Origin of the sequence: Zestomonas carbonaria (genome assembly GCF_904061905.1) — a bacterium.
Lineage (GTDB): Bacteria > Pseudomonadota > Gammaproteobacteria > Pseudomonadales > Pseudomonadaceae > Aquipseudomonas > Aquipseudomonas carbonaria.
The window spans coordinates 50032-71123 of sequence record NZ_CAJFCI010000056.1; the positions used below are offsets into that span (position 1 = coordinate 50032).

Sequence of the window (21092 nt, forward strand, 5' to 3'; positions counted from 1 at the left end):
TTTCTACCAACACCATGATGGTAGTGTGCTGATTCTTAAGGATATTTGTCAGCAACACCTTGATGCTAGTAGAACATGAGGCGGTAAGCCGATTGGTCGAGGGCGGCCTATCCGACCAGGAGGTGTCCGCCATCAGCGGGCACAAGTCGATGCAGATGCTGAAGCGCTACACGCACCTGCGGGCTGAGGACTTGGTCGAAAAATTGGATAGGCTCAAGAGGGACACGTAAAGGCCTGAGCACAAGCGCGCCCGAATCAGGATGAACCAGAATGTTCTGAATCACCCGCCTCTCAATACTGCTCCCCCAGGCCGGGCGGACTTGTCCGCCCGGCCTGGGGGAGCCCACCTAGAATCATGCGAGCTTGTCACCGCAGTACGCCAGAATTAGAAGGTCGTACCGAATGCTTCAGCCAGCGCGGTAAATCAGAACCTCAACCGTGCGTTTCAGCAACCGCGTGCGCCGTGCAATTTCAGCGATTGGCACCCCCTGCGCGTGGAGTGATGCCAGATCAGCTAACACACTAGGCGCTATATCTGGCTCTCCGGTCACAGGATTGATATAGACCTCAGCCTGACGCTGACTGACCAACTCCTTAAGGCTTTTCCAGGCCTTAGATACTGCCTGCCGAGAAACGCCAAGCCGCCTAGCAATTTCAGCCTGGCGCAGCCCTTCTCTATGCAGCACCCAAACCCTTTCACGCAGCCCCGGCGTAACTGAAAGAGAAGTCGTAGCGGGCCGTAATCCCGCATGCACCTGATCATAAGCAGTCTTACGCAGCTCTTGTATATCGGCGCCATTTGGCAATGGAAAACGAAACAAAAATTCGGATCGACCCCGCTGCATTAAAGCCTCCAGCTCGCGGAGAAATGCTGGCTTGTAGGGAAGATCACAGTGATACATGGAATCAGGATCACTGGGATCGTGGATCTCACAGTAGCGGTTACTCAACTTACGCCATCTAGCATCGGGGGAGTATCTACCAGCCCCATCCTCGGCATCCGTAAACGCCGCCCAACGCTTGGTCGTACGCCAACAGAGTGCGCAATATGAGGTCGCCTGCGGCCTAGTCCGACTATCACTCAGCCAATTGCCATAGTGCATCGTGCGGCCCGGGCGTAGAGCAGCCAGAAAATCGAAAAGCCCCCTTACAGTATCCAGCGTGCCGCAAAATCGATTACAGGAAGACTCATTTGAATCACTCGCTGCTTCTTGGGCACTTCGAATCGCATACCTCAGATTTGCATCCCACAGCTCAAGATTAGATACCTGCCAGTTGATCGACAACGTATCAGCCGCCTTAACCTCTAACTTATCAACCTTGAAAACATTCAGCTCTGCCCGACAATAACCGCTAGGACTCTCAAAGATTTTAGGATCAGCGCGCCAGACCGGCGGACTCTTACACATTTCTGACAACTTTACGCGATCCAATAGTTCAGCCTGCCATACCCCAGAGTAGCTCTCGACCACACACACGAATATTTCATCTAAAAACGACCTGACCGCTGACCAGACGGAATACCTTCGAGATGTCAGACTATGGGAAGGAGTCAAGGATTTAGAAAACAGATCTAGAGCTTTGGCAAATTCCGGATCGCAATGATCAAACGCCTGAAGCGACTGGAGATGGAAAGCAAAGCTTTTGGCACGTTTCATGTCAACTCAAAACCTAAAAAATCTGTCTCCATCCTAAGTATAACGCTGCGTAAAGTTCAACCTACATTTCGCATGTAGGCGTAACTAACGATGACTACCGAAGAGTTGATATTAAGCAGCAATGGGGGCTCACCGCTCCTGTCTCTAGGACAAGTAGCCGAAATACTTCACCGCAGCCCGGAAGGACTACGCATAACCCTGTCCGGTGACAATGAAATCTCCCGAAAACTAAAACCGGCACGAATAAAAATCGGTCGCCGTGTTTATTTTCGCGTTGTGTCTATTGCTCAGTTCATTGACGAAGCCTAACGAACCACGATGCAGCTAGCTGACAAAGTTGCTCGGATACAGCAAAGAGCATTAGAGCGCCCCAAATCGAAGGTAGAGCATGCCCAACCTACCGCAGCTATGCCTTTTTTCCAGATACCTTTTTGGCCAGAGGAAACCCGCGGCGTACCAAACGCTGTGCTCCGCTCAGCACTATTTTCCGCAACGACTAGAGGCAGTCGACGCTACATTTCCCGCGAGCAACTACACGCTCAGGGAGACATGCGAATCCTCTATAGTGGCCCCGGCCTAGGCCAGGGCGACCTGGATGTATGGGAGACAGTTTTGCATCTTGCTCGCTCAAACGCTCAGAGTTACGAGATACGAACGACCAGCTACCAGCTGTTGAAACTACAAAGCAAATCCGACGCTGGTACAAACCGGAGAACCCTGCATAACTGCATAGTCCGCTTGAAAGCCTCGGCAGTGGAGGTAACGCATGGCAACTACAGCTATATGGGGAGCCTGATCGACGAGGCTTTCCGAGACGAAAGCACCGGTCGATATGTCATACGCCTGAACCCAAAGCTCTGCGATCTATTCGTACAAGGAGCATTCACACGGATAGATTGGGATGTCCGGCGCTCGCTTTCAGGCAAGCCATTGGCGCAATGGCTACATGGTTATTTTTCTAGTCATGCCAAGCCATATCCAGTGAGCATCGCAACGCTCCTGCGCCTGGCCGGCAGCAATGATCAATCAGCAAGCAGCGGCGAGCAGAATCTGCGCAGAGCGCTGGATGCCCTGGCCCAGGCCAGCAATGAGCATGCTCACCCCTTCAGCTACTCCATCCAAAAGATGACAGTGCAGGTCGTACGACAGCCGACAAAAACGCAGCGAAAACACCTGGGCAAGCGACCGCCACGGCCACCCAAAAGTCCTCACTGAGTACCGTAGCGGTGGCTAGAAAATACCGTAGCGGTGGCTAGCACATACCGAAGCGCTGACTAAAAAATACCGTAGTGGTGGCTAGAAAACCCCGAAGCGCTGGCTAACGAATCCACTACGAAAACACCGTACAGCCCTTGATACCAGAGGCTTTGAGCAGCCAGGGCAAAAGCCCTAATCTTTTATAATCATTTCTAATCGTGCTTTACACGCCAATCACCAGCCGAGAAAAAGCCGATTAACCCCTGCTCCCCTCCCCCAAGCCGCACACCCAAAGCAATCTGCACAACACAAATCCCCCCATTAGGGCGACCTGCCGAACTCTATAAACATGGAAAACCAGACACCTTTCACTGCGCTTCGAAAAAATCACCAATCCTTCCAATTTTTACCTGTTGATTTCTTTTAGCCCACACCTCGCCCTCGTTTTGTTCACGCCTTGTTCTCGTTTTGTTCTCGTTTTGTTCTCGTTTTGTTCTCGTTTTGTTCTCGTTTTGTTCTCCTATTGTTATCAACTTGTTCTCCATAGGCATGAAAATCGAGAAACTTGAATAGCTAGTGCAGGATAGGCTTTCGCGCGTATTTCGTATTACAAATAGGCAAACACCCAGGAGAAGCCCAGTGCCGATCAAAACTGCAACACTAATAACCAGGATTGGGCGGAGTGAGAAAAGCCAATTTGAGCGCACAGCAAAAAGCCAAAACCTGACCCCCTCAGAGCTTCTGAGGCGGCTGGTATTAGCCGAGATAGGAAAAAACGAAGCCCTCAAAGCAGCAGAGCCTGTACCTGAACGAATAGGCACGGAGCGCTTAACCATTGCATTGGCAGAGTTTCTAATGGACTCAGTGAAGCTGCGCGCAGAAGCAAAAGGAATGGCCACCAGCAGGTGGATCTCCGCACTGGTGCAGTCGCACGTTAGTAACGCACCAGTCGCTACTGAAAAGGAGGTGCTGATGCTGCGAGCAATGGTCCGCGAACTATCGGCAATAGGTAGAAATATCAACCAAATAGCCAGACACTTAAACTCCACCCAGAACTATAACAAGCATGTCGACTTGGATGCTCTTTCAAAACTGCCCACAAGCATTGAAAACACCAAGCAGGGTATTCGCACAGTCATCAGAGCCACGTGTCAGAGCTGGGGTGTTGAGGGGTGATACACCACCTGTTTCGGCTTCGGTGCGATGGAATTCAGTTCACGCGCTTTTTTTCGCGCGCGCGAAAATTCCTGGCAGCACCGATTTTCGCGGGCGCGAAAAACTACAATCGGCTCAGGAAGAATTTTCAGCCACCCTGCTCCGTGAGCCACTGAGGGCATGCTATGACACAGAAAGAGAAAGACAGTCTCTTTGCTCTATTGCTACCCGAGTATAGGAGCCTGTTTGCTGACATGGACGAGCTGCATCGAGCGCTCTGGTTTGCCGTCAACGAAGAGAATGAGCTGATGTCATTCATCGTCAGGCCTGGTGAGACTGCTGATCAAGCCATAGAGCGCTACAAGATCAAGCTACTGGCCATTGCTGCTGCCTTGGAGTCACTACCTTGTGCCGCCGCTGAGCAACGGAAGATTTCTGAGCTTCGCCGCATGGCTACTAATACGAGCACCGCATGGCCCACAAGACCAATAACGCCAGACGGGGAGGACTATTTGTCTGTCCTAAATCGCATGACCATTGATGAGATCTCACTGCATGCTGAGACCTTGTACACGCAAGCCCTGGAGCAACTTCGCTCTGAAGGGGCGATCTAAGGTGGAGCCGAATTAGCTTTGGCTCAGAAAATGAGCCCACCTCTCGACTGTGATTTTCGCGCACGCGAAAATCTAAGCACTGATTCTCGACACGATATATACACCCGACAGCCTGGCTGTGAAGATTAGACAGTGAGCCGAATAGTTGGCATTATTCGGCTCATCAAGTGAGCCGAATAAGTTCTCTAACCGGCTCACAGACGAGCAGCCCCCCATGAATGACCCGCTCTGGATCTGGCAGCAGCCCAACTGGCCGCACTTCAGCTGGCAGGCCGATGCGCTTGCCCCGCTGCTGCGCGCTTGCAGCCAGGCTCAGGGCCGCTTGCTGGGAATGCTCGGGGCTGTGGGCAACGACACCGAAGTTCAGAGCAGCCTGGATGCCATGCTGCAGAACATCGTCACCTCATCAGCCATCGAGGGTGAGCAGCTGAATGTCGGCTCCGTGCGTTCATCACTGGCGCGGCGCCTGGGGCTGAACGAAGAAGGCCGCATTACCTTACGCTCCGAAGGCCTGGCGGAACTGCTGCTCGATGCCACCCGCGGCTATCAGCAGCCACTCGATCTGCAGCGGCTTTTCACCTGGCATGGCTGGCTATTCCCCAGCGATGACCACCTGCTGGCCCGTCCGCTACGCATCGGCATGCTGCGCGGCGAAGAGCCCATGCAGGTAGTTTCCGGCCGGCTCGACCGCCCTACCGTGCATTTCGAGGCCCCACCCCGTGCAGGGCTGGAAGCGCAACTGAACGACTTCCTCGCCTGGTTCGAGAGCAGCCGTAGCGATGCCAGCCTCGACCCGTTTCTGCGTGCTGGCATTGCGCACTTCTGGTTCGTTACCCTGCACCCCTTCGATGACGGCAACGGCCGCCTTACTCGCGCCATCACCGACCTGGCACTGGCTCAGGGCGAGCAACAGGCCATCCGCTTTTACGCCATGTCGGCCAGCATCCTCGACGACCGCGCCGGCTATTACCGCATTCTGGAAGCAAGCCAGAAAGGCACGCCGGATATCACCGCATGGTTGCAATGGTTCCTCGCCACGCTGCTCAAGAGCTTGGAGCAGGCCCTTGCTCGCATCGACCGCGTGCTGGTCAAGGCGCGCTTCTGGCAGGCTCACCGCAGCCAGGCCTTATCTGCCGAGCAGATTAAAGTGCTTAACCGCCTGCTCGATGGCGGCGAGAGAGGTTTCGAAAACGGCATCAGCGCCGCCCAATACCAGTCCGTGGCCAAGGTCTCGAAAGCCACCGCCACACGCCATCTGAGCGATCTTGTTGAAAAGGGCTGCCTTGCCCGACTACCGGGTGGCGGGCGTAGTACCAGATACCACCTCAACGTCACCGCCAGGTCGTCAGATTAACTCTGGCGACCTGCTAGAAATTGAAAGAAAGCTCCTGCCCGATGTAGGTGCCCGACAGCCTGGCCCAGTCAAAGCTGTAGACGTGCGCATAAGGACTCTCGATGCAGCGCCCGGTAATGGGTAGCACCTGATCAGGCTTACTCGACATCACGAGCACCCGCCCACCGCAAACCCTGAAAAATGAGCTGCTCATTTTTCACATTTCGGCTGACTAGGGTAAAGTGTGCCCTTTCATTTTCGACGTTAAGGAAAGCTGTGAAGCCTGAAGAAGTTGTCCGGCAAACTGTGATTGCCAAACTCGAAGCCCTTGGCTGGCAAACAGACCGTTTACAGTGGAAGCCAGAATGGCAGATCCCATCTACGCCCCATGATCTATCGAAGCGTGAGCGGGGGCAGAAGTACAGCACCGCAGGCTCCGCAGACCTGGTTGCTTTCGCCGACAATAGTCGCCAGTCCTATGCCATGCAGGTGATTTTCGAGTTCAAAGCCCCAGATATTAGCGCTGGCCGCGAACAATTGATGCGCTACCTTTCGATGGAGCCGATGGCCAAGCTGGGGTACTGGACCAATGGCAGCCAAAGCCTCGCCATATACAAGCAGCACATCAACGAGTGGCTAGAAGTTGAGGGGGCAGCACTTCCTCAGCCAGACGATGACCTTACGCGCCCCCCTTCTGCACCATTGACATGGAAAACTCTACGCTTACCAACCGACGTCGAGCTTACTGCTGCACTAAAGCGCTTGGTCGCTACGGTTGTGGTGCAGGACTCAAGAGCTACGCGTAGAGAAGACCAACTGCGCGAACTGCTTCATGTCATGCTGGTGAAGCTTGACAATGATGCTTTTTACTCCCTGCCAAAACACTCACACGAACCAGTTCGGTTCCGAGTTTATGGAGGCGAGCACAACCGCATCCAAAAAACCGCTGAGGCTATCCGCAAACAGTTCAAGGATTACTTTGCTAAGCAACAAAACCGTGTGTTCAACCAAGATGATCAGGATGAGATAAAGCTTACGGACGCAACTCTATATAGAGTCGTCGTCGAGCTGTCTCAGTTCCGTATACTTGGGGACGATATGGATGTCTTATCCAAGGCTTTCCAAGTATTTCGCGCGTCCGCGCTAAAATCTGGTGAAGGACAGTTTCTTACACCTCAACGGGTAATTCGACCTTGCGTTATGGCACTGGAGATAACCTCTGAGGACAGCGTAATTGACCCGGCATGTGGCACAGGAAGCTTCCTACATGAAACCCTACGTCAAGTTAAAGAAAACGAGTTTCCGGACGAAGCAGAGTCGTATCGCATTGTTAAGTACGCCAATGACAATCTCTACGGCACCGACATGGACAGCATTGGCATCAAGCTTACCAAAGCATTGATGATTGCGTTCAGAGACGGTTCGACGCACGTTTTGCAGGGTGATTCGGTACGAGTACATAACTGGGCATCAAGCTTCCCCCAACTTCAAAGCGAGCTAGGTAGCAAGCATCACCCCGATGGTGTTGCAAGAAAGTTTACTGTGGTAGTAACCAACCCTCCCTTTGGGGAAAGCTTGAAAGTTTCCGCTGCCGATGCCCGCGCAGGGAAGTACACCATATCCAAAGCGGCGGCGGCAGGTAAGAAATCGGAATATGTGGAACTAGAGATAGGCCTTATTTTCCTTGAGCATGCCTATCGACTACTCCAGGTGGGCGGCCGCGTCGGAATCATTCTTCCCGAAACCTATTTTTTCTCATTTAGCTATCGCTGGCTACCTGACTGGCTCGAAGGGCGACTCAAACTGCGTGGCATGGTGAATATCCCTATGGAAGCGTTCGAGGAGTTCTGCCGCGCTAAAACTAATTTCTATATTTTTGAGAAAATCGGCGAGCTCGTGATTGATCAGGAAACCACAGAGGAGAAGGCACGATGATCCATAAACCCTCATGGTTTAGAGAAGATCAAATCATGGTCTCGACAGCTCCAACTTGCGGCTTAACTAAAGGTGGTCGACTGCTACCGCTGGTAAATCCTCAAACCGGCCAGCGCATTCAGGTTATAGACCCCGACACTGGAGGACTCGTAGACGCCATTGACGATCAACTGAAAACGGATATGGAAGCACTACGAGATGGCAACTGGACATCTACGCTACGCTACGTCAGCGCCGAAGAGGTGTCCATGCGCTGCGCTGTACCTAATTTTTACGACCGCCGCTACGACGATACCTTTGATGAAGTGATGGATACCGATAAATTTCGGAACTTCACCTCTATGACAATTGGCCAGATGATTGAGGCGAGGATGCTTACAATCCGTAACGGCCACGGATCGCCAACTCAAAGCGTTCGAGTTGGAACTGTACCGTACATCAAGGTCAGCGACCTTCGCGCGGGGCTGCTCAATATAAACCCAACAAATCGGGTGCCCCATGCTGTAGCGGAGAAATTCTGGAAAGGAAAGTCATCAGGCCTTGCTGCATGGGATCTAATTTGCCCAGAGCGCACATCAAAGAACATAGGCGATTTTTGTATGATCTTGCCGGGTCAAGAACAAGTCGTCACTACGAAAGAAGTGATCATAGTACGCCCCGGAGAAGAGGCGAATTTTGACCCATTTTATCTTATGTGGGCACTCACACTTAATATCGTGAGAGATCAATGGCGGCGAGTTATTTTCATGCAAACAAACCGTGAAGACGTAGGAGATCGGTATCTTTCTATTCGCATACCCATCCCACGCGACGCCAACCACGCAACTTTAGTGTCCCGCCCATTCCGTGAGTATTATAAAAACCTAGCAAATGCGCGAGATGAACTTAGGTCTTACTTCGCGGCTGAACCGAACCATCATTTCTTTATTGGCACAGCTGATGAAGCCATTGATTTAAAGGAGTTAGAGGAAGAGGGAGCTTTCGAGCCCAACGCTATTGGTGAAGCATAACCTTCTTTGTATATTGACAGAGAATATGGCGCTACCACCTCGGAAGCGCCAATCCAACCATCGGCCGAGGTGACGTGCAACCCCGCAGTCGCTCGGCTCAACGAACAGGGGGCCGTCATCACAGGGCGCGTGGTCCAAGAGCCTCGCGTCCTATCGTCCATTTAGGCTTGCTTTCGGTAAGATCCGAACATCACAGGATCGCCGAAGGTTATGAAATGGACTTCCCCCCCATCATCGCGCAGGTCTGGGGCACGCTAGGCTGGTTTATCCCGCTGACGCTGCTGATCGGCCTGCTCAAGTCGCATTGGGCCAAGGGTCATATTGGCGAACTCCTAGTGCGACTGTTTGCCCATTGGCAGCTGGACAAACAGACCTACCGCCGCCTGCACAATGTCACGCTGAACACACCAGACGGCACCACGCAGATCGACCACGTATTCCTCGCACCCTACGGCATCTTCGTGCTGGAAACAAAGAACATGAGCGGCTGGATCTTCGGCAGCGAGAAGCAGCCACAGTGGACGCAGAAGCTCTACAAGCGCACATTCAAATTCCAGAACCCGCTACGCCAGAACTACAAGCACCTCAAAGCCCTGGAAGCCACCCTTGGCGTTAACCCCGAGCACCTGCACTCGGTGATCACCTTCGTCGGCGGCAGCACCTTCAAAACCGAAGTGCCGGCCAACGTGACACAGGGCCTAGGCTTTATCCGCTATATCAAGTCATTCCAGCAGCCGGTATTCAGCGAGACTGAAGTCGACGCCATGGTGCAAACCCTGCAAACCGGCCGCCGCGCCCCCACACTCGCCACCCACCGAGAGCACGTGCAAAACCTCAAACGCCGAAGCGACCCAACAGCCGAGCGGCAATGCCCGAGATGCGGCAGTGCGCTACTTATTCGAACGGTGAAATCAGGGGCAAAAGCGGGGCAGCAGTTCTGGGGATGCTCGGCATTCCCCAAATGCAGAACCATGTAGAGTCTTTAGCACGCGGCCCTAACATCAATCCTGCGCCTGGAGTCGCAATGCCCGTACCTACTTACGACCAGTTTATTGAGCCGATCCTACGCTACCTGGCCGCCACGCCCGAAGGCGCGACAGCACGTGACGCCCATGAGGCCGCTGCCGATGTGCTGAACCTGTCGGAAGCTCAGCGCCAAGAGTTGATTGCCAGCGGCCAGGCCACCTACAAAAACCGCGCAGGCTGGGCACACGACCGCCTCAAGCGTGCCGGCCTGTCCAGCAGCGCCAAGCGTGGATACTGGAAGCTGACAGACGCAGGCATTACCTATGCCTTAGAGCATCCCGAGCCACTCGCAGCAGATGAAGTGGAACGGCTAGCCATCGGTTTCAAGAACGTAAACCTGAAGAGCCCAACCGACGCTATCCCCCTCGATGGTCAAGAACAGCCAGCGCCGACGCTTAGCTCAGCAACTGTTAGCCCTGACGACCGCCTGGAGCAGGCTCTACGTGAGCTACGTGAGGCAACGGCTGCTGACCTCCTGGATAACCTCCTGCAAGTCAGCCCTAACCGTTTTGAAGTCATCGTGCTGGATGTGCTGCATAGCCTTGGATACGGCGCTAGCCGCAACGATCTGCAGCGTGTCGGCGGCAGCGGTGATGGCGGTATCGACGGGGTGATCTCACTCGACAAGCTCGGCCTGGAGAAGGTCTACGTCCAAGCAAAACGCTGGCAGGGCACAGTTGGTAGACCAGAACTGCAAGCCTTCTATGGAGCTCTTGCAGGGCAGAAGGCCAAGCGTGGCGTGTTTATTACCACCTCAGGCTTCACGGCCCAGGCAATCGAATTTTCCCGTTCCGTAGAAGGCATGGTGCTGGTAGATGGCAGTCGACTGGTCAACTTGATGATGGATCACGGGGTTGGTGTAACGTCGCGCCTACTTAAGCTTCCGAAGCTGGATAGCGACTACTTCGACGAGGAATAACTAGAGAGATAATAAATCTGATCATTTTCGTGCTAATGAACAGACAAATTACGGCGAGTGAAGCAGGCCAACAATATAAGGATGGCATAATGGAAATTGATATTAAGCAATGCAACAACATTACATCAGCCAAGGTATCCATCGAAGCAGGTAAGCTGAATATCAAATTTGCCCCTAATGGCACGGGGAAAAGCACCATTTCAAAAGCCATCCAGTTTGCCACAGCCAAAGATGACCAAGCGCTAGCCGAACTATTGCCCTTTAAATTTCGTAGCGAAAATCCAAACAACATCAAACCTGAAGTTTTTGGCATCGAACACTTCGACAGCATCATGTGCTTTAACGAAGAGTACGTAAGCAAATTCACTTTTCAACCAGATGAACTGGTGAGCAATAGCTTTGATATTTTTATACGCACAGAAGCTTACAAAGAAAAAGAGCGAGAAATCCAAGCACTCACAAGCGCAGTTCAACAACAATTTGCAAACAACCCTAATTTAGAAGCACTACTAGCCAATCTAAAAGAGCTGAGTGGCGCATTTAAAGTCACCGCTAGCGGTGGCTTGGCCAAAACATCAACCGGAGCCAAAGCGCTTTCCAGCGCAAATAAAATTGATCATATCCCACAGGGACTAGAGCACTATCAGCCATTCATCCAAAGCCCCAAGAGTGTTACTTGGATTGATTGGCAAGCCAAAGGACACAAAGAATTCTCCGAATTATCTGATTCATGCCCATTTTGCACCAGCGACTCTACGGACAAGAAAGAGCAAATTGCCAAGGTGAGTCAAGAGTACGACAAAAACCTGATAAAGAACCTGGTCAGCATTATCGAAGTAATAAATAAGCTAGGGGATTTTTTCTCAGACCCTGCGCGAGAAAAGCTGAACATCATTAAGTCACTTAAGGACGGGATCGAAAAAGAGCACGAAACCTTTATCGTAACGATCAAGTCACAGATTGATGACTTAGTGGCGAAACTTGAGAGAATAAAAAGTTTAACTGGTTTTGATTTTAAAGAAGGAGATATTGTCGGGCAAAAATTACTAACTTACAAAATCGATCTTCAGTTTTTCGACACTTTAAACTCCGCCAAAACCAACGAAACAACAGCCATAATCAACCAGTCAATTGACGGTTTAATACAACAGGCCGGCCCGCTACAGGGCAAAATTAATCAACAGCGAAAAGAGATGCAAAAACTGGTTGAAAAGCATCAGACTGATATTAATGCGTTTCTTACTTTCGCAGGGTATCGCTATCAGGTGGCAATCATTGGCGAGGGCGAGCAATCACAGCTCAAATTACGGCACATGGATCATTCAAGCCATCTGAGTGGTGGCAGTCAGCATTTGAGTTTCGGTGAACGCAACGCCTTTTCGCTTATTTTGTTTATGTACGAGTGCATAGCCAAAAAACCAAATCTAATCATATTAGATGACCCAATATCTTCATTCGACAAGAACAAAAAATACGCAATTTTAGAGATGCTTTTTAGGCGAAATGCTGAATATTGCTTGAAGGGCAAAACAGTCTTGATGCTTACCCATGATGTCGAGCCGATTATTGACACATTAAAATCTGTTCGAGGACAGTTTAGCAATCAAGTTTTCGCGGCATATTTGCAACTGCGAAACGGCGAAATCACTGAGCAGCCAATTTCAGGCGACAATATAAAAACTTTCATACAGATCTGCGGAACCATATTGGCATCAACGCAAAACCCAATTATTAAGCTTATTTATCTGCGACGCCGCTATGAAGTTCTGGGCGAGCTTGAAGCCGCATACCAAGTGTTGTCAAATCTATTTAAGAAGCGCGCTGAACCGGAAGACCATCGATTTCCAAAAACTGATGACGGTTTGAGCACGCCGCTGTCGCCCGATGACATTTCGGCTGGAATCGCGGAAATAAAATCCCATATTTCTGACTTACCGACAGACTACCCATCTTTGATCGCCTTATTCAATGACAATGAGCGAATTAAGGCACTGTATCACCAAAGCACTAATGGCTATGAGAAATTACAGCTGACCCGGATATTGTTAGACATAGAAACCATTGACAATTCTGTCATCAGGAAATTCATCAACGAAACTTACCATATTGAAAACGAGTTTATCTTTCAGCTAGATCCAACGCAGTTCGATTTAATTCCGGAATATGTCGTTAGGGAATGCGAAAAAATCCTAGCTGAAACCACAGAATGAGCTATCGGGTGAGGTTTGATGAATGGAATTCGATTACCGTTGAGGGCTGGCTAATGATCTATCGAAAACCAAAGCAGACTGTTTCTTTGAGAATACCTTCCTGACCGCCATCAAGCTTTCGGAACACGAAAATACTTATGAGGTGGCTAAAGCTTGATCGTTTCACGGTACAAAAAACAGTACACTGGCGGTACAGTGCCCAGCTTTTACAGATTTCGCTAAATTACGCTTAACCCGCTCTACGACGCTACTTTCAGCTAACTGTACCTGCGCTAAGCTACGCCCGATTTCACTAGGCTTGCAGCGTTTCTAGGCAACTCATAATCCTTTGGTCCACGGTTCGAGTCCGTGTGGGCCCACCACCTTCAAAGCCGCGCGAAGCGAGGCTTTTCTCGCTTTACCGGTCAGGTTTTCAGAGTTCTCCCCTTTCAAAACATCTCCAGTGACCACGAAGTGTCCACACTGCTTCGCCAGCGGGTTCAGGTCGCCCACATCTATCAGATGTCCCGGGCTGAAGCGGGCATAGCCAAGATCGCGTAGTCGAGGGCACGCTGCTGGGTCAGGGTCCATCTTGAACGGGTAAAACCGCGTCCACTACTGCCGCAGTTCATGAGTCGATGCCGGCAATGTACCGGGCAGTTCAAGGTTCGGGGGAGTCGTGCCTGGGTCGCTCGGCCTCCCGTTCGGCCGTCTCTCCGCCGTACCACAACTTAGCTATGCGGCTACTCAGATGGCACTTACGCGATAGCGCAAACGCTTTTCGCCCAGCCGTTCCAGCACAATCCTGACCGGCAGGAAGCGTTTGATCCTCCGAGCGTTGGTCTGAAGTCGCCAGGCTGCCATCTACCGCCTCTCGGAAGCCGGACGCCAGCTCTTTGCCGTATCTCGCCAGGCCAAGCAGACACCGAAGACGCCGACCGCCAGCGCAAATACCTGGCACGCTTCGGGCTAAGGCATCAAGCGCGCATAGAGCGCTGGAAAGCGTGGTTCCGGAGAGGACTCGAAAACAGCCAGCCCCTGGCAGTCCTACACTAATCGCCTCAGCGCCTCTCCCCTGCGTGCGCTGCGCCGGAGTTCCTGCGGCGTGCGTCCGACTACCCGCAGGAAGCTCTGGCTCATGCGGCCGGCATCGATGAATCCGGTCAGGCGCGCGATCTCCTCGAACGTCTGCCGTCCATCCTCCACTTGCGGTCGCGCCGCTTCCACGCGCAGCCGTTCGACCGCCCGCGCCGGCGTCATCCCGGTGGACGAGGCAAACGCTCGCCCGAACTGGCGCACGCTCAGGTTGGCGACTTCCGCCAGGCGCTCGACCGACAGGTTGTCGCGCAGGTGTTCGCGAATGAAGCTCAGCGTGGTGCGGATACGGTCCGAGCCCGGATCGAAGTCCAGCAGCGAAGAGAACTGGTACTGGCCCCCGGGCCGCCGGTAGTAGACGACCAGCATGCGCGCCACCGACAGCGCCACCTCCTTGCCCAGGTCCTGCTCGATCATGGCCAGGCTCATGTCGATGCCGGCCGACATGCCCGCCGAGGTCCAGATACCGCCGTCTTCGGTCCACATCCGGTCACCATCGACGCGCAGCGCCGGGTGTCGCGCCTGCAACAGCGGGGCGTAGTACCAGTGGGTCGTCGCGACGCGGCCGTCGAGCAGGCCGCTGGCAGCCAGCAGGAAGGCGCCGGTACAGACGCTGGCGGTCCTGCGCGAACTCAGGGAAATGTCGCGGATGCTCGCCGCCAGTTCGGCCGCCCGCTCACCTTCCAGCGGTACCGGGGCGCCGACCACGATGAAGGTGTCGAACACGGTGCTCTGCAACGCCTCGGTGAGTACCGGAAGCCCGCAGGCGCTGCGTACCAGGCCACCCTCCAGTGAAGTGACGGTGAGCCGGTAGTCGGACGATGACAGGTGGCTGGCGTTCAGAAAGGCTTCGAGCGGCCCACTCAGATCCAGCAGCACGAACCCCGGGTAGACCAGAAAACCGACATGACGTGCCATGGCCGGAATCCCACGATCGATATCCTTGGCCGCATTAGGCTCCCGCCCTGGTGCCACAGTCAACGCCAGTCACCGGCCATGCAGTCCGCTGGCCAGGCAGCGTGAAGATGCTCTGAATGACCATGCCTGCTCGAGCAGCGAGCACGCACCGGTCAGATGCGTGCCCCGTGCCCGGCCGGGCTACAACTGCGACAGCCCTCCGTCGACGCACAGGTCAACACCGGTGACGAAGCTGCTGTCGTCCGAGGCGAGGAAGAGAGCGGCGTTTGCCAGCTCGTCGGGACGTCCGATCCGCCCGAGGGGGATCTGGGAAGCGAGCATCGCTTCGAACTCGGCGAACTGGTCGTCCTTGACCCCCATCTTGCCAATGATCGGCGTATGTACCGGGCCGGGACTCAGGCAGTTGACGCGGATATTCCGCTGCTTGAGTTCCGCCGCCCAACTGCGGGCGAAGGAACGGACCGCGGCCTTGGTGGCGGCGTAGACCGTGTGGGCTTCCAGCGCCTTCAGGTGGGCGATCGAGGAGACCAGGACGATCGAGCCGCCATCGCTGAGCAGGGGCAGGGCTTTCTGGACGGTGTAGAAGACCCCTTTGACGTTGATGTCGAACTGGGCGGCGAACTGTTGTTCGTCGACCTGCTCGGTGGACGCGGGGATGATGATGCCGGCGCTGGCGACGATGATGTCGAGCCGGCCATGGCGCTTGGCGATGTGCTGGTAGAGGTCGTCGAGGTCGGCCGAACGGCTGACGTCCGCAGTGACGCCAGTGGCCTTTTCGCCAATCAGGCCGACGGCGGTTTCGACCACCTGCTGGCGCCGGCCGGTGATGATCACCTCCGCGCCCTCCTGGGCGAACCGTTGTGCGGTGGCGAGGCCGATGCCGCTATTGCCTCCGGTCACGAGCGCGATCTTGCCTGCTAGCTTTCCCATCATTACTCCGGTGTGGTTGTTGAACGAACACGGACTGGAGGTGGCGGGGCAACGGCGAACGGCGACTCATCCTGCAATGGCATGTAGCGCTCGATCTTCGCCGCCAGGCGCGCGCGCCGATCGGCGAGCTGGGCCAGGAGCGCATCCAGGGCGCGGAGCTTTTCCAGATGCTGCTGCAGGCAGGCGAGGAAGCCTTCGCTGTCCTCCTCCTCGTCCAAGTGCTGCAGTAGCCCCCGGATCTGCCGGGTACTGAAGCCGCACTCGATCAGCTCACGTATCCACAGCACCCGTTGCAGCATGATGGGTGCGTAGTCGCGATAGCCGTTCTCCAGCCGCGTGGACTCGATCAACTCCCTGGATTCGTAATGACGCAACACGCGTGTACTGATGCCGGCGCGGGATGCCAGTTCCCCGATTTGCATGACCACCTCCACTGGAATGGGACTGTAAAGGCTTGACGCTAGTGTCAAGGTCAAGCGTCGAAGCCATGCGCCGCATTGGACCTTTCCCGTTGCAGGCAATTTATCGGCGGATAAGTTGCGCGACCTACTCGGCGCCAGATATCTCATCACGGCGACCATTCGCCCCGTAGTGCAATAACTTCCGACACAGCGAATTACCCACCCTGACTCTTCGCCTGGATCAATGATGCAGCGCAGAGATGGCCGCAGTGGCCGTTACCGGCCACCGGACACTTCAAATCTGGAAGTAACTGGAGACTACAGAAGCATCCCACCAACAACCATATGAACAAAAGTACAAGGACATCATGCGTGAGTATGAGCCAGGCAACTCTTGGTAGAAGTGATCGGGCGCACCACGGAGTTTATCTTTAAGTCACGAATAACAAGCCAGCTCGAAAATATTGAACTTTCCCCTCCCTAGAAACAAATAGCTCTACCTGCTCACAACATCCCCTGTATCGAATACAGCGAGTCCCGATATGCAAGGCCAAATGATTTCTGAAGAGCAGCGCTATAGCGGATGCCGAATCACTCGGCACGGGGCACATTTTTCTCTCGACCGCGATGGGTGCATCAGGTTGTTCAACCTTCTGAAGGAACAACTCCGGCATGCCATCTTGCTGAGAGTCTTTTTCGCGGAACCGTGGCAAGGGACAAGATCGGCGTTGCCACGACCTGGCCCCGCGATGGAGCTGGGCAGGTACATCGTCCTGCTGCGGACAGCCATGGACGATATTGCCGGCTTTCCCGGAATGGATCACTCATCGCCACTCGGCGCGGTACTGCCCGCCACACAGGGTCGCCTCTCTCTCGGTCACGCCTCCGTCCATTGCCACTTCAAGTTGCTGACGGCATTTCCCTGGCGCGTTCGCGAGACGCTGGATCGTGCCCACGAAACCGGGGACTACGCGACCTCGGAGTTACTCACCGACCTCGTTGCCCAGGCCAATCACATCTCGCGCCTTGTCGAGGCAATGCAATCGCATCCGCGTCTTGAGTCCTGACATCCACCATGAGGAAAAAACGATGAAGAAGCTCACCACGGCGTTCGGTGCCCCGGTCGTCGACGACAACCACATCCTGACCGCAGGGCCACGAGGGCCGGCCCTGCTGCAGGATGTCTGGCTCCTGGAAAAGCTCGCGCATTTCGACCGGGAGGTCATCCCGGAACGCCGCATGCACGCCAAGGGGTCGGGCGCCTACGGTACGTTCACCGTCACTCACGACATCACTCGCTTCACCAAGGCGAAGGTGTTTTCCGCAGCCGGCAAGAAGACCGATGTTTTCGTGCGCTTTTCCACGGTAGCCGGTGAGCGCGGCGCGGCCGACGCGGAACGTGACATTCGCGGCTTCGCGATCAAGTTCTATACCGAGCAGGGCAACTGGGACCTCGTCGGCAACAACACCCCGGTATTCTTTATCCGGGACCCACTGAAGTTTCCCGACCTCAACCACGCCGTGAAGCGGGACCCTCGCACCGGCGTGCGCAGCGCGCAGAACAACTGGGACTTCTGGACATTGCTGCCCGAGGCCCTGCACCAGGTCACCATCGTGATGAGCGACCGGGGGATTCCGGCCAGCTATCGCCATATGCACGGCTTCGGCAGCCATACCTTCAGCTTCATCAACGCCGCCAATGAACGCCATTGGGTGAAGTTCACCCTCAAGACGCAACAAGGCATCAAGAACCTGACCGATGCCGAAGCCACCACGCTGATCGGCCAGGATCGCGAGACCCACCAGCGCGATCTGTACGACAGCATCGAACGCGGCGAGTACCCGCGCTGGACCCTGTACGTACAGGTGATGCCCGAGGATGACGCCGCCAGCTATCACACCAATCCTTTCGACCTGACGAAGGTCTGGCCGCACAGCGACTATCCGCTGCACGAGGTCGGCGTCCTGGAACTCAACCGCAACCCGGACAACTACTTCGCCGAAGTGGAACAGGCGGCGTTCAGCCCGGCCAACATAGTTCCGGGAATCGGCTTTTCTCCAGACAAGATGCTCCAGGGACGGCTGTTCTCGTACGGGGATGCCCAGCGCTATCGACTCGGGGTGAACCACGCATCGATCCCGGTGAACAGTGCCCGTTGCCCGGTCCACAGCTATCACCGCGATGGCCAGATGCGCGTGGATGGAAACCACGGCGGCCTATGCCCCTACTCACCCAACAGTGCCGGCCAATGGAGTGACCAACACGATTTCGCCGAGCCGCCACTGAGCATCACGGGCCCTGTCGACCATTGGAATCCCCGCCCCGATGAAGACCACTACTCCCAGCCAGGCGCCCTGTTCAGCCTGATGACCCCGGAGCAGAAGCAGGCGCTGTTCGACAACACGGCTCGGGCGATGAAGGGCGCGTCCCGGGAAGTGATCCAGCGCCACATCGATAACTGCACCCGGGCCCATCCCGACTACGGTGCCGGCGTCCAGGCGGCAGTCGAAAGGCTTCATTGAACGGTATGCCCCATAGGACGGGGAGCGCTTCCGGGCCGCACGGACGGCCCGGAAGAGACACCGGACCGAACGACTTCCGATACCCAGAAGCCCCCCTCCTGGATAAACCAACGTATAGTTTCTCCAGCCAACATATGAACTTATTCTTCCGGCACCAGATTCCTGAACAACCAGCCTTTTCGTGAAGTTTCCTGGCAGGTTGCCCGCTCCTACTGATCCGAGCGGAGTTCATACCTGGAAAATGCCACGCCTCACGCAATAATGACGAAACACAAGTATCGCAGGCGCCCATGCAAACGATTCGAGAAACTCTTTTACGAATTGGCGCCATCATCCTGGCTGCGGTCATTTTCATCATTGACACTGCGACATCGCTGGAGATAGCCGTCGCCGTCCTGTATGTAACGGTAATTCTGATCTCGGTAGCGGTATTCAGCCGCAGGGGTGTGCTGGGAATAGCACTGACCTGCATGTTTCTCACGGCTGTTTCCTTCCTGATATCCCACTTTGGCGATATTGCCACTCCCGCTTTCACACGCTGCCTGGTGAGTCTGGTCGCGATAACCATCACGACGGTTTTCGCGCTCAAGAACAAGTCCGCCAACGACGAACTTCAAGTACAACTCAAGCAACTTTCACAGACCCATGACGCCATAATCGTACGGACGCTCGATGGCACGATAACCCGTTGGAACCAGGGTGCGGAAAAGCTCTACGGCTGGAGCCAGAAAGAAGCCAAGGGCAAGAATCTTCATGAGCTGCTGAGGACACGGTTCCCGCTTCCCATGAAGGACATAATGACGACATTGCTCGACGCCGGGACGTGGGAAGGCGAGCTTGTCGTATATCGGCGCGATGGAGCCCCCATTACAGCCACTTGCCGATGTGCGCTGCTCCGCGACAAACATGACCGCCCCATCGGCATCCTTGCCACGCACAACGATGTCACGGAGCGAAACCAGGCCATCGAGGCACTGCGCCGCAGCGAGGCATTCCTTGCCGGCGCACAGCGCATCAGCCGCACCAGCAGCATCGGGATCAAGGTGCCCAGAGGCGACATCTACTGCTCGGAGGAGGCGCTGCGCCTATTCGAGTTCTCCCCCGACGAAAGACCATCGCTGGAGCGCATCCTCCAGAAGACCCACCCCGACGACAGGGCTGTCATCGAGCGGTCGTTCGCCGACGCGCTCAGGATGGAACCCAGGCTGGACCTCGAATTCCGCCTATCGATGCCGGATGGACGCATCAAGTACGTGCACATGCTTGCCCATCCGGTAATGGACAACACCGGGAACTGCGAATATGTCGGGGCACTGATGGAGGTGACCGCCAGCAAGATCGCCGAGGAGGCCCTTCATCGTTCCCAGGTCGAATTGGCGCACGTCACCCGGGTAACGACCCTTGGCGAACTGGTCGCGTCGATCGCCCATGAAGTCAACCAGCCGCTGTCGGCAATAGCCGCCAACGGCGAGGCCTGCCTGCACTGGCTGAAACACGACGAACCCGACTTGCAGGAAGTACGTGACGGCATCGCACGGGTGCTGAGCGAGGTGCGTCGGGCCAGTGACGTGATCCTTCGAATCCGCGCGCTGTCCAGGAAATCGGATCCGCAATATGCGCCACTGGATCTGCGGGAGGTCGTGGAAGAGGCCCTTGCGCTGGTTCAGCGGGAAGCCGCGCACAACAGCGTTATCCTGTCGGCAGCGCTGACGACCGAGACGCTTGCCGTGCAAGGGGATCGCGTTCAGTTGCAGCAGGTGATCATCAACCTGGTGATGAACGGAATGCAGGCCATGGGCGGATGCCCGGGAGACAAGCGGCGACTGCGTGTGCGACTGCAGCGATCCGACCAGGGCGACCCGCTGCTGGCGGTCATGGATACCGGACCGGGAATAGACCCGCAGGTGAAGTCGAAGCTCTTCAATCCCTTCTTCACGACGAAAGCGGAAGGAATGGGGATGGGACTCCCCATCTGCCGCTCCATCATCGAAAGGCACGGTGGCCGGATCTGGGCCGACGACCAGGCCAGGGCAGGTGCGGCGTTCTACTTCTCCCTGCCCAACCTGGTCGAGCCGGTCGATACCGTCCTCGCTCACGAGGCCCCCACTTTCGCCCGCGACCAGCGCTGATCGAGCTGGCACGAAGGCGAATTGATCCCCGATTCCGCCCCTCGTCCCCCTGGATAGCCC

The 21092-nt window shown here is 55.1% G+C and carries 17 protein-coding genes and 1 pseudogene; 14 read left to right on the forward strand and 4 right to left on the reverse strand.

Features of this window, described 5'->3' with window-relative positions; genetic code table 11:
* Positions 1–68: 68 nt before the first annotated feature.
* Positions 69–230, forward strand: a pseudogene (locus tag PSEWESI4_RS25200) (tyrosine-type recombinase/integrase); the annotation flags it as partial.
* A gap of 177 nt (positions 231–407) precedes the next feature.
* On the opposite strand, the gene PSEWESI4_RS14205 reads toward PSEWESI4_RS25200, so the two are convergent.
* Entirely contained in the window at positions 408–1658 is a 1251-nt protein-coding gene (locus PSEWESI4_RS14205) for a hypothetical protein (RefSeq protein ID WP_187671865.1), read from the reverse strand.
* 90 nt (positions 1659–1748) lie between these two features.
* Here PSEWESI4_RS14205 and PSEWESI4_RS25325 point away from each other — a divergent pair, with 90 nt between their 5' ends.
* The 10 genes from PSEWESI4_RS25325 (at position 1749) to PSEWESI4_RS25205 (ending at position 13057) form a co-directional block, all read left to right on the forward strand.
* Positions 1749–1967, forward strand: coding sequence for a DNA-binding protein (locus tag PSEWESI4_RS25325; protein ID WP_328821897.1), 219 nt, complete (start codon positions 1749–1751; stop codon positions 1965–1967).
* Positions 1968–1976: 9 nt separating this feature from the next.
* Complete coding sequence (gene trfA / locus PSEWESI4_RS14210) at positions 1977–2873, forward strand: plasmid replication initiator TrfA (RefSeq protein ID WP_187671866.1); 897 nt, start codon at positions 1977–1979, stop codon at positions 2871–2873.
* A gap of 621 nt (positions 2874–3494) precedes the next feature.
* Positions 3495–4031, forward strand: coding sequence for a plasmid mobilization relaxosome protein MobC (mobC, locus tag PSEWESI4_RS14215; protein WP_187671867.1), 537 nt, complete (start codon positions 3495–3497; stop codon positions 4029–4031).
* A 164-nt stretch (positions 4032–4195) separates the two neighbouring features.
* Positions 4196–4624, forward strand: coding sequence for a hypothetical protein (locus PSEWESI4_RS14220; protein ID WP_187671868.1), 429 nt, complete (start codon positions 4196–4198; stop codon positions 4622–4624).
* 214 nt (positions 4625–4838) lie between these two features.
* On the forward strand, positions 4839–5978 hold the full coding sequence (locus PSEWESI4_RS14225) for a Fic family protein (RefSeq protein WP_187671869.1): 1140 nt from the start codon (positions 4839–4841) through the stop codon (positions 5976–5978).
* 255 nt (positions 5979–6233) lie between these two features.
* Positions 6234–7892 carry a restriction endonuclease subunit M gene (locus tag PSEWESI4_RS14230; protein ID WP_187671870.1) on the forward strand — a complete coding sequence of 553 codons (1659 nt, stop codon included), beginning with the start codon at positions 6234–6236 and terminating at the stop codon, positions 7890–7892.
* Positions 7889–8902 carry a hypothetical protein gene (locus tag PSEWESI4_RS14235; RefSeq protein WP_187671871.1) on the forward strand — a complete coding sequence of 338 codons (1014 nt, stop codon included), beginning with the start codon at positions 7889–7891 and terminating at the stop codon, positions 8900–8902. Before PSEWESI4_RS14230 ends, PSEWESI4_RS14235 begins: the two co-directional genes overlap by 4 nt.
* Before the next feature lie 215 nt (positions 8903–9117).
* Positions 9118–9879, forward strand: coding sequence for a nuclease-related domain-containing protein (locus tag PSEWESI4_RS14240; RefSeq protein WP_187671872.1), 762 nt, complete (start codon positions 9118–9120; stop codon positions 9877–9879).
* A gap of 47 nt (positions 9880–9926) precedes the next feature.
* Positions 9927–10847, forward strand: coding sequence for a restriction endonuclease (locus PSEWESI4_RS14245; RefSeq protein WP_187671873.1), 921 nt, complete (start codon positions 9927–9929; stop codon positions 10845–10847).
* 89 nt (positions 10848–10936) lie between these two features.
* The gene (locus PSEWESI4_RS25205) at positions 10937–13057 is read left to right on the forward strand and encodes an AAA family ATPase (protein ID WP_187671874.1); all 2121 of its coding nucleotides are present in this window, start codon (positions 10937–10939) and stop codon (positions 13055–13057) included.
* A gap of 1026 nt (positions 13058–14083) precedes the next feature.
* Here PSEWESI4_RS25205 and PSEWESI4_RS14255 read toward each other — a convergent pair.
* The 3 genes from PSEWESI4_RS14255 to PSEWESI4_RS14265 all read right to left on the reverse strand — a co-directional run bounded on the left by PSEWESI4_RS14255 (position 14084) and on the right by PSEWESI4_RS14265 (position 16401).
* Positions 14084–15049 (reverse strand): GlxA family transcriptional regulator, encoded by a 966-nt coding sequence (locus PSEWESI4_RS14255; protein ID WP_187671875.1) that lies wholly within the window; start codon positions 15047–15049, stop codon positions 14084–14086.
* Between the two features lie 180 nt (positions 15050–15229).
* Positions 15230–15979 (reverse strand): SDR family NAD(P)-dependent oxidoreductase, encoded by a 750-nt coding sequence (locus PSEWESI4_RS14260; protein ID WP_187671876.1) that lies wholly within the window; start codon positions 15977–15979, stop codon positions 15230–15232.
* A 2-nt stretch (positions 15980–15981) separates the two neighbouring features.
* Positions 15982–16401: a MerR family transcriptional regulator gene (locus PSEWESI4_RS14265; RefSeq protein ID WP_187671877.1), complete on the reverse strand. Its 420-nt coding sequence runs from the start codon at positions 16399–16401 to the stop codon at positions 15982–15984.
* Positions 16402–17168: 767 nt separating this feature from the next.
* On the opposite strand from PSEWESI4_RS14265, the gene PSEWESI4_RS14270 reads away from it, so the two are divergent.
* From PSEWESI4_RS14270 to PSEWESI4_RS14280, 3 genes are all read left to right on the forward strand, one after another.
* Positions 17169–17447, forward strand: a complete 279-nt coding sequence (locus PSEWESI4_RS14270; protein ID WP_187671878.1) for a hypothetical protein — start codon at positions 17169–17171, stop codon at positions 17445–17447.
* 22 nt (positions 17448–17469) lie between these two features.
* Positions 17470–18903 (forward strand): catalase, encoded by a 1434-nt coding sequence (locus PSEWESI4_RS14275; RefSeq protein ID WP_187671879.1) that lies wholly within the window; start codon positions 17470–17472, stop codon positions 18901–18903.
* A gap of 290 nt (positions 18904–19193) precedes the next feature.
* A complete protein-coding gene (locus tag PSEWESI4_RS14280; RefSeq protein WP_187671880.1) occupies positions 19194–21032 on the forward strand; it encodes a PAS domain-containing sensor histidine kinase in 1839 nt (612 codons plus the stop codon).
* Positions 21033–21092: the final 60 nt, after the last annotated feature.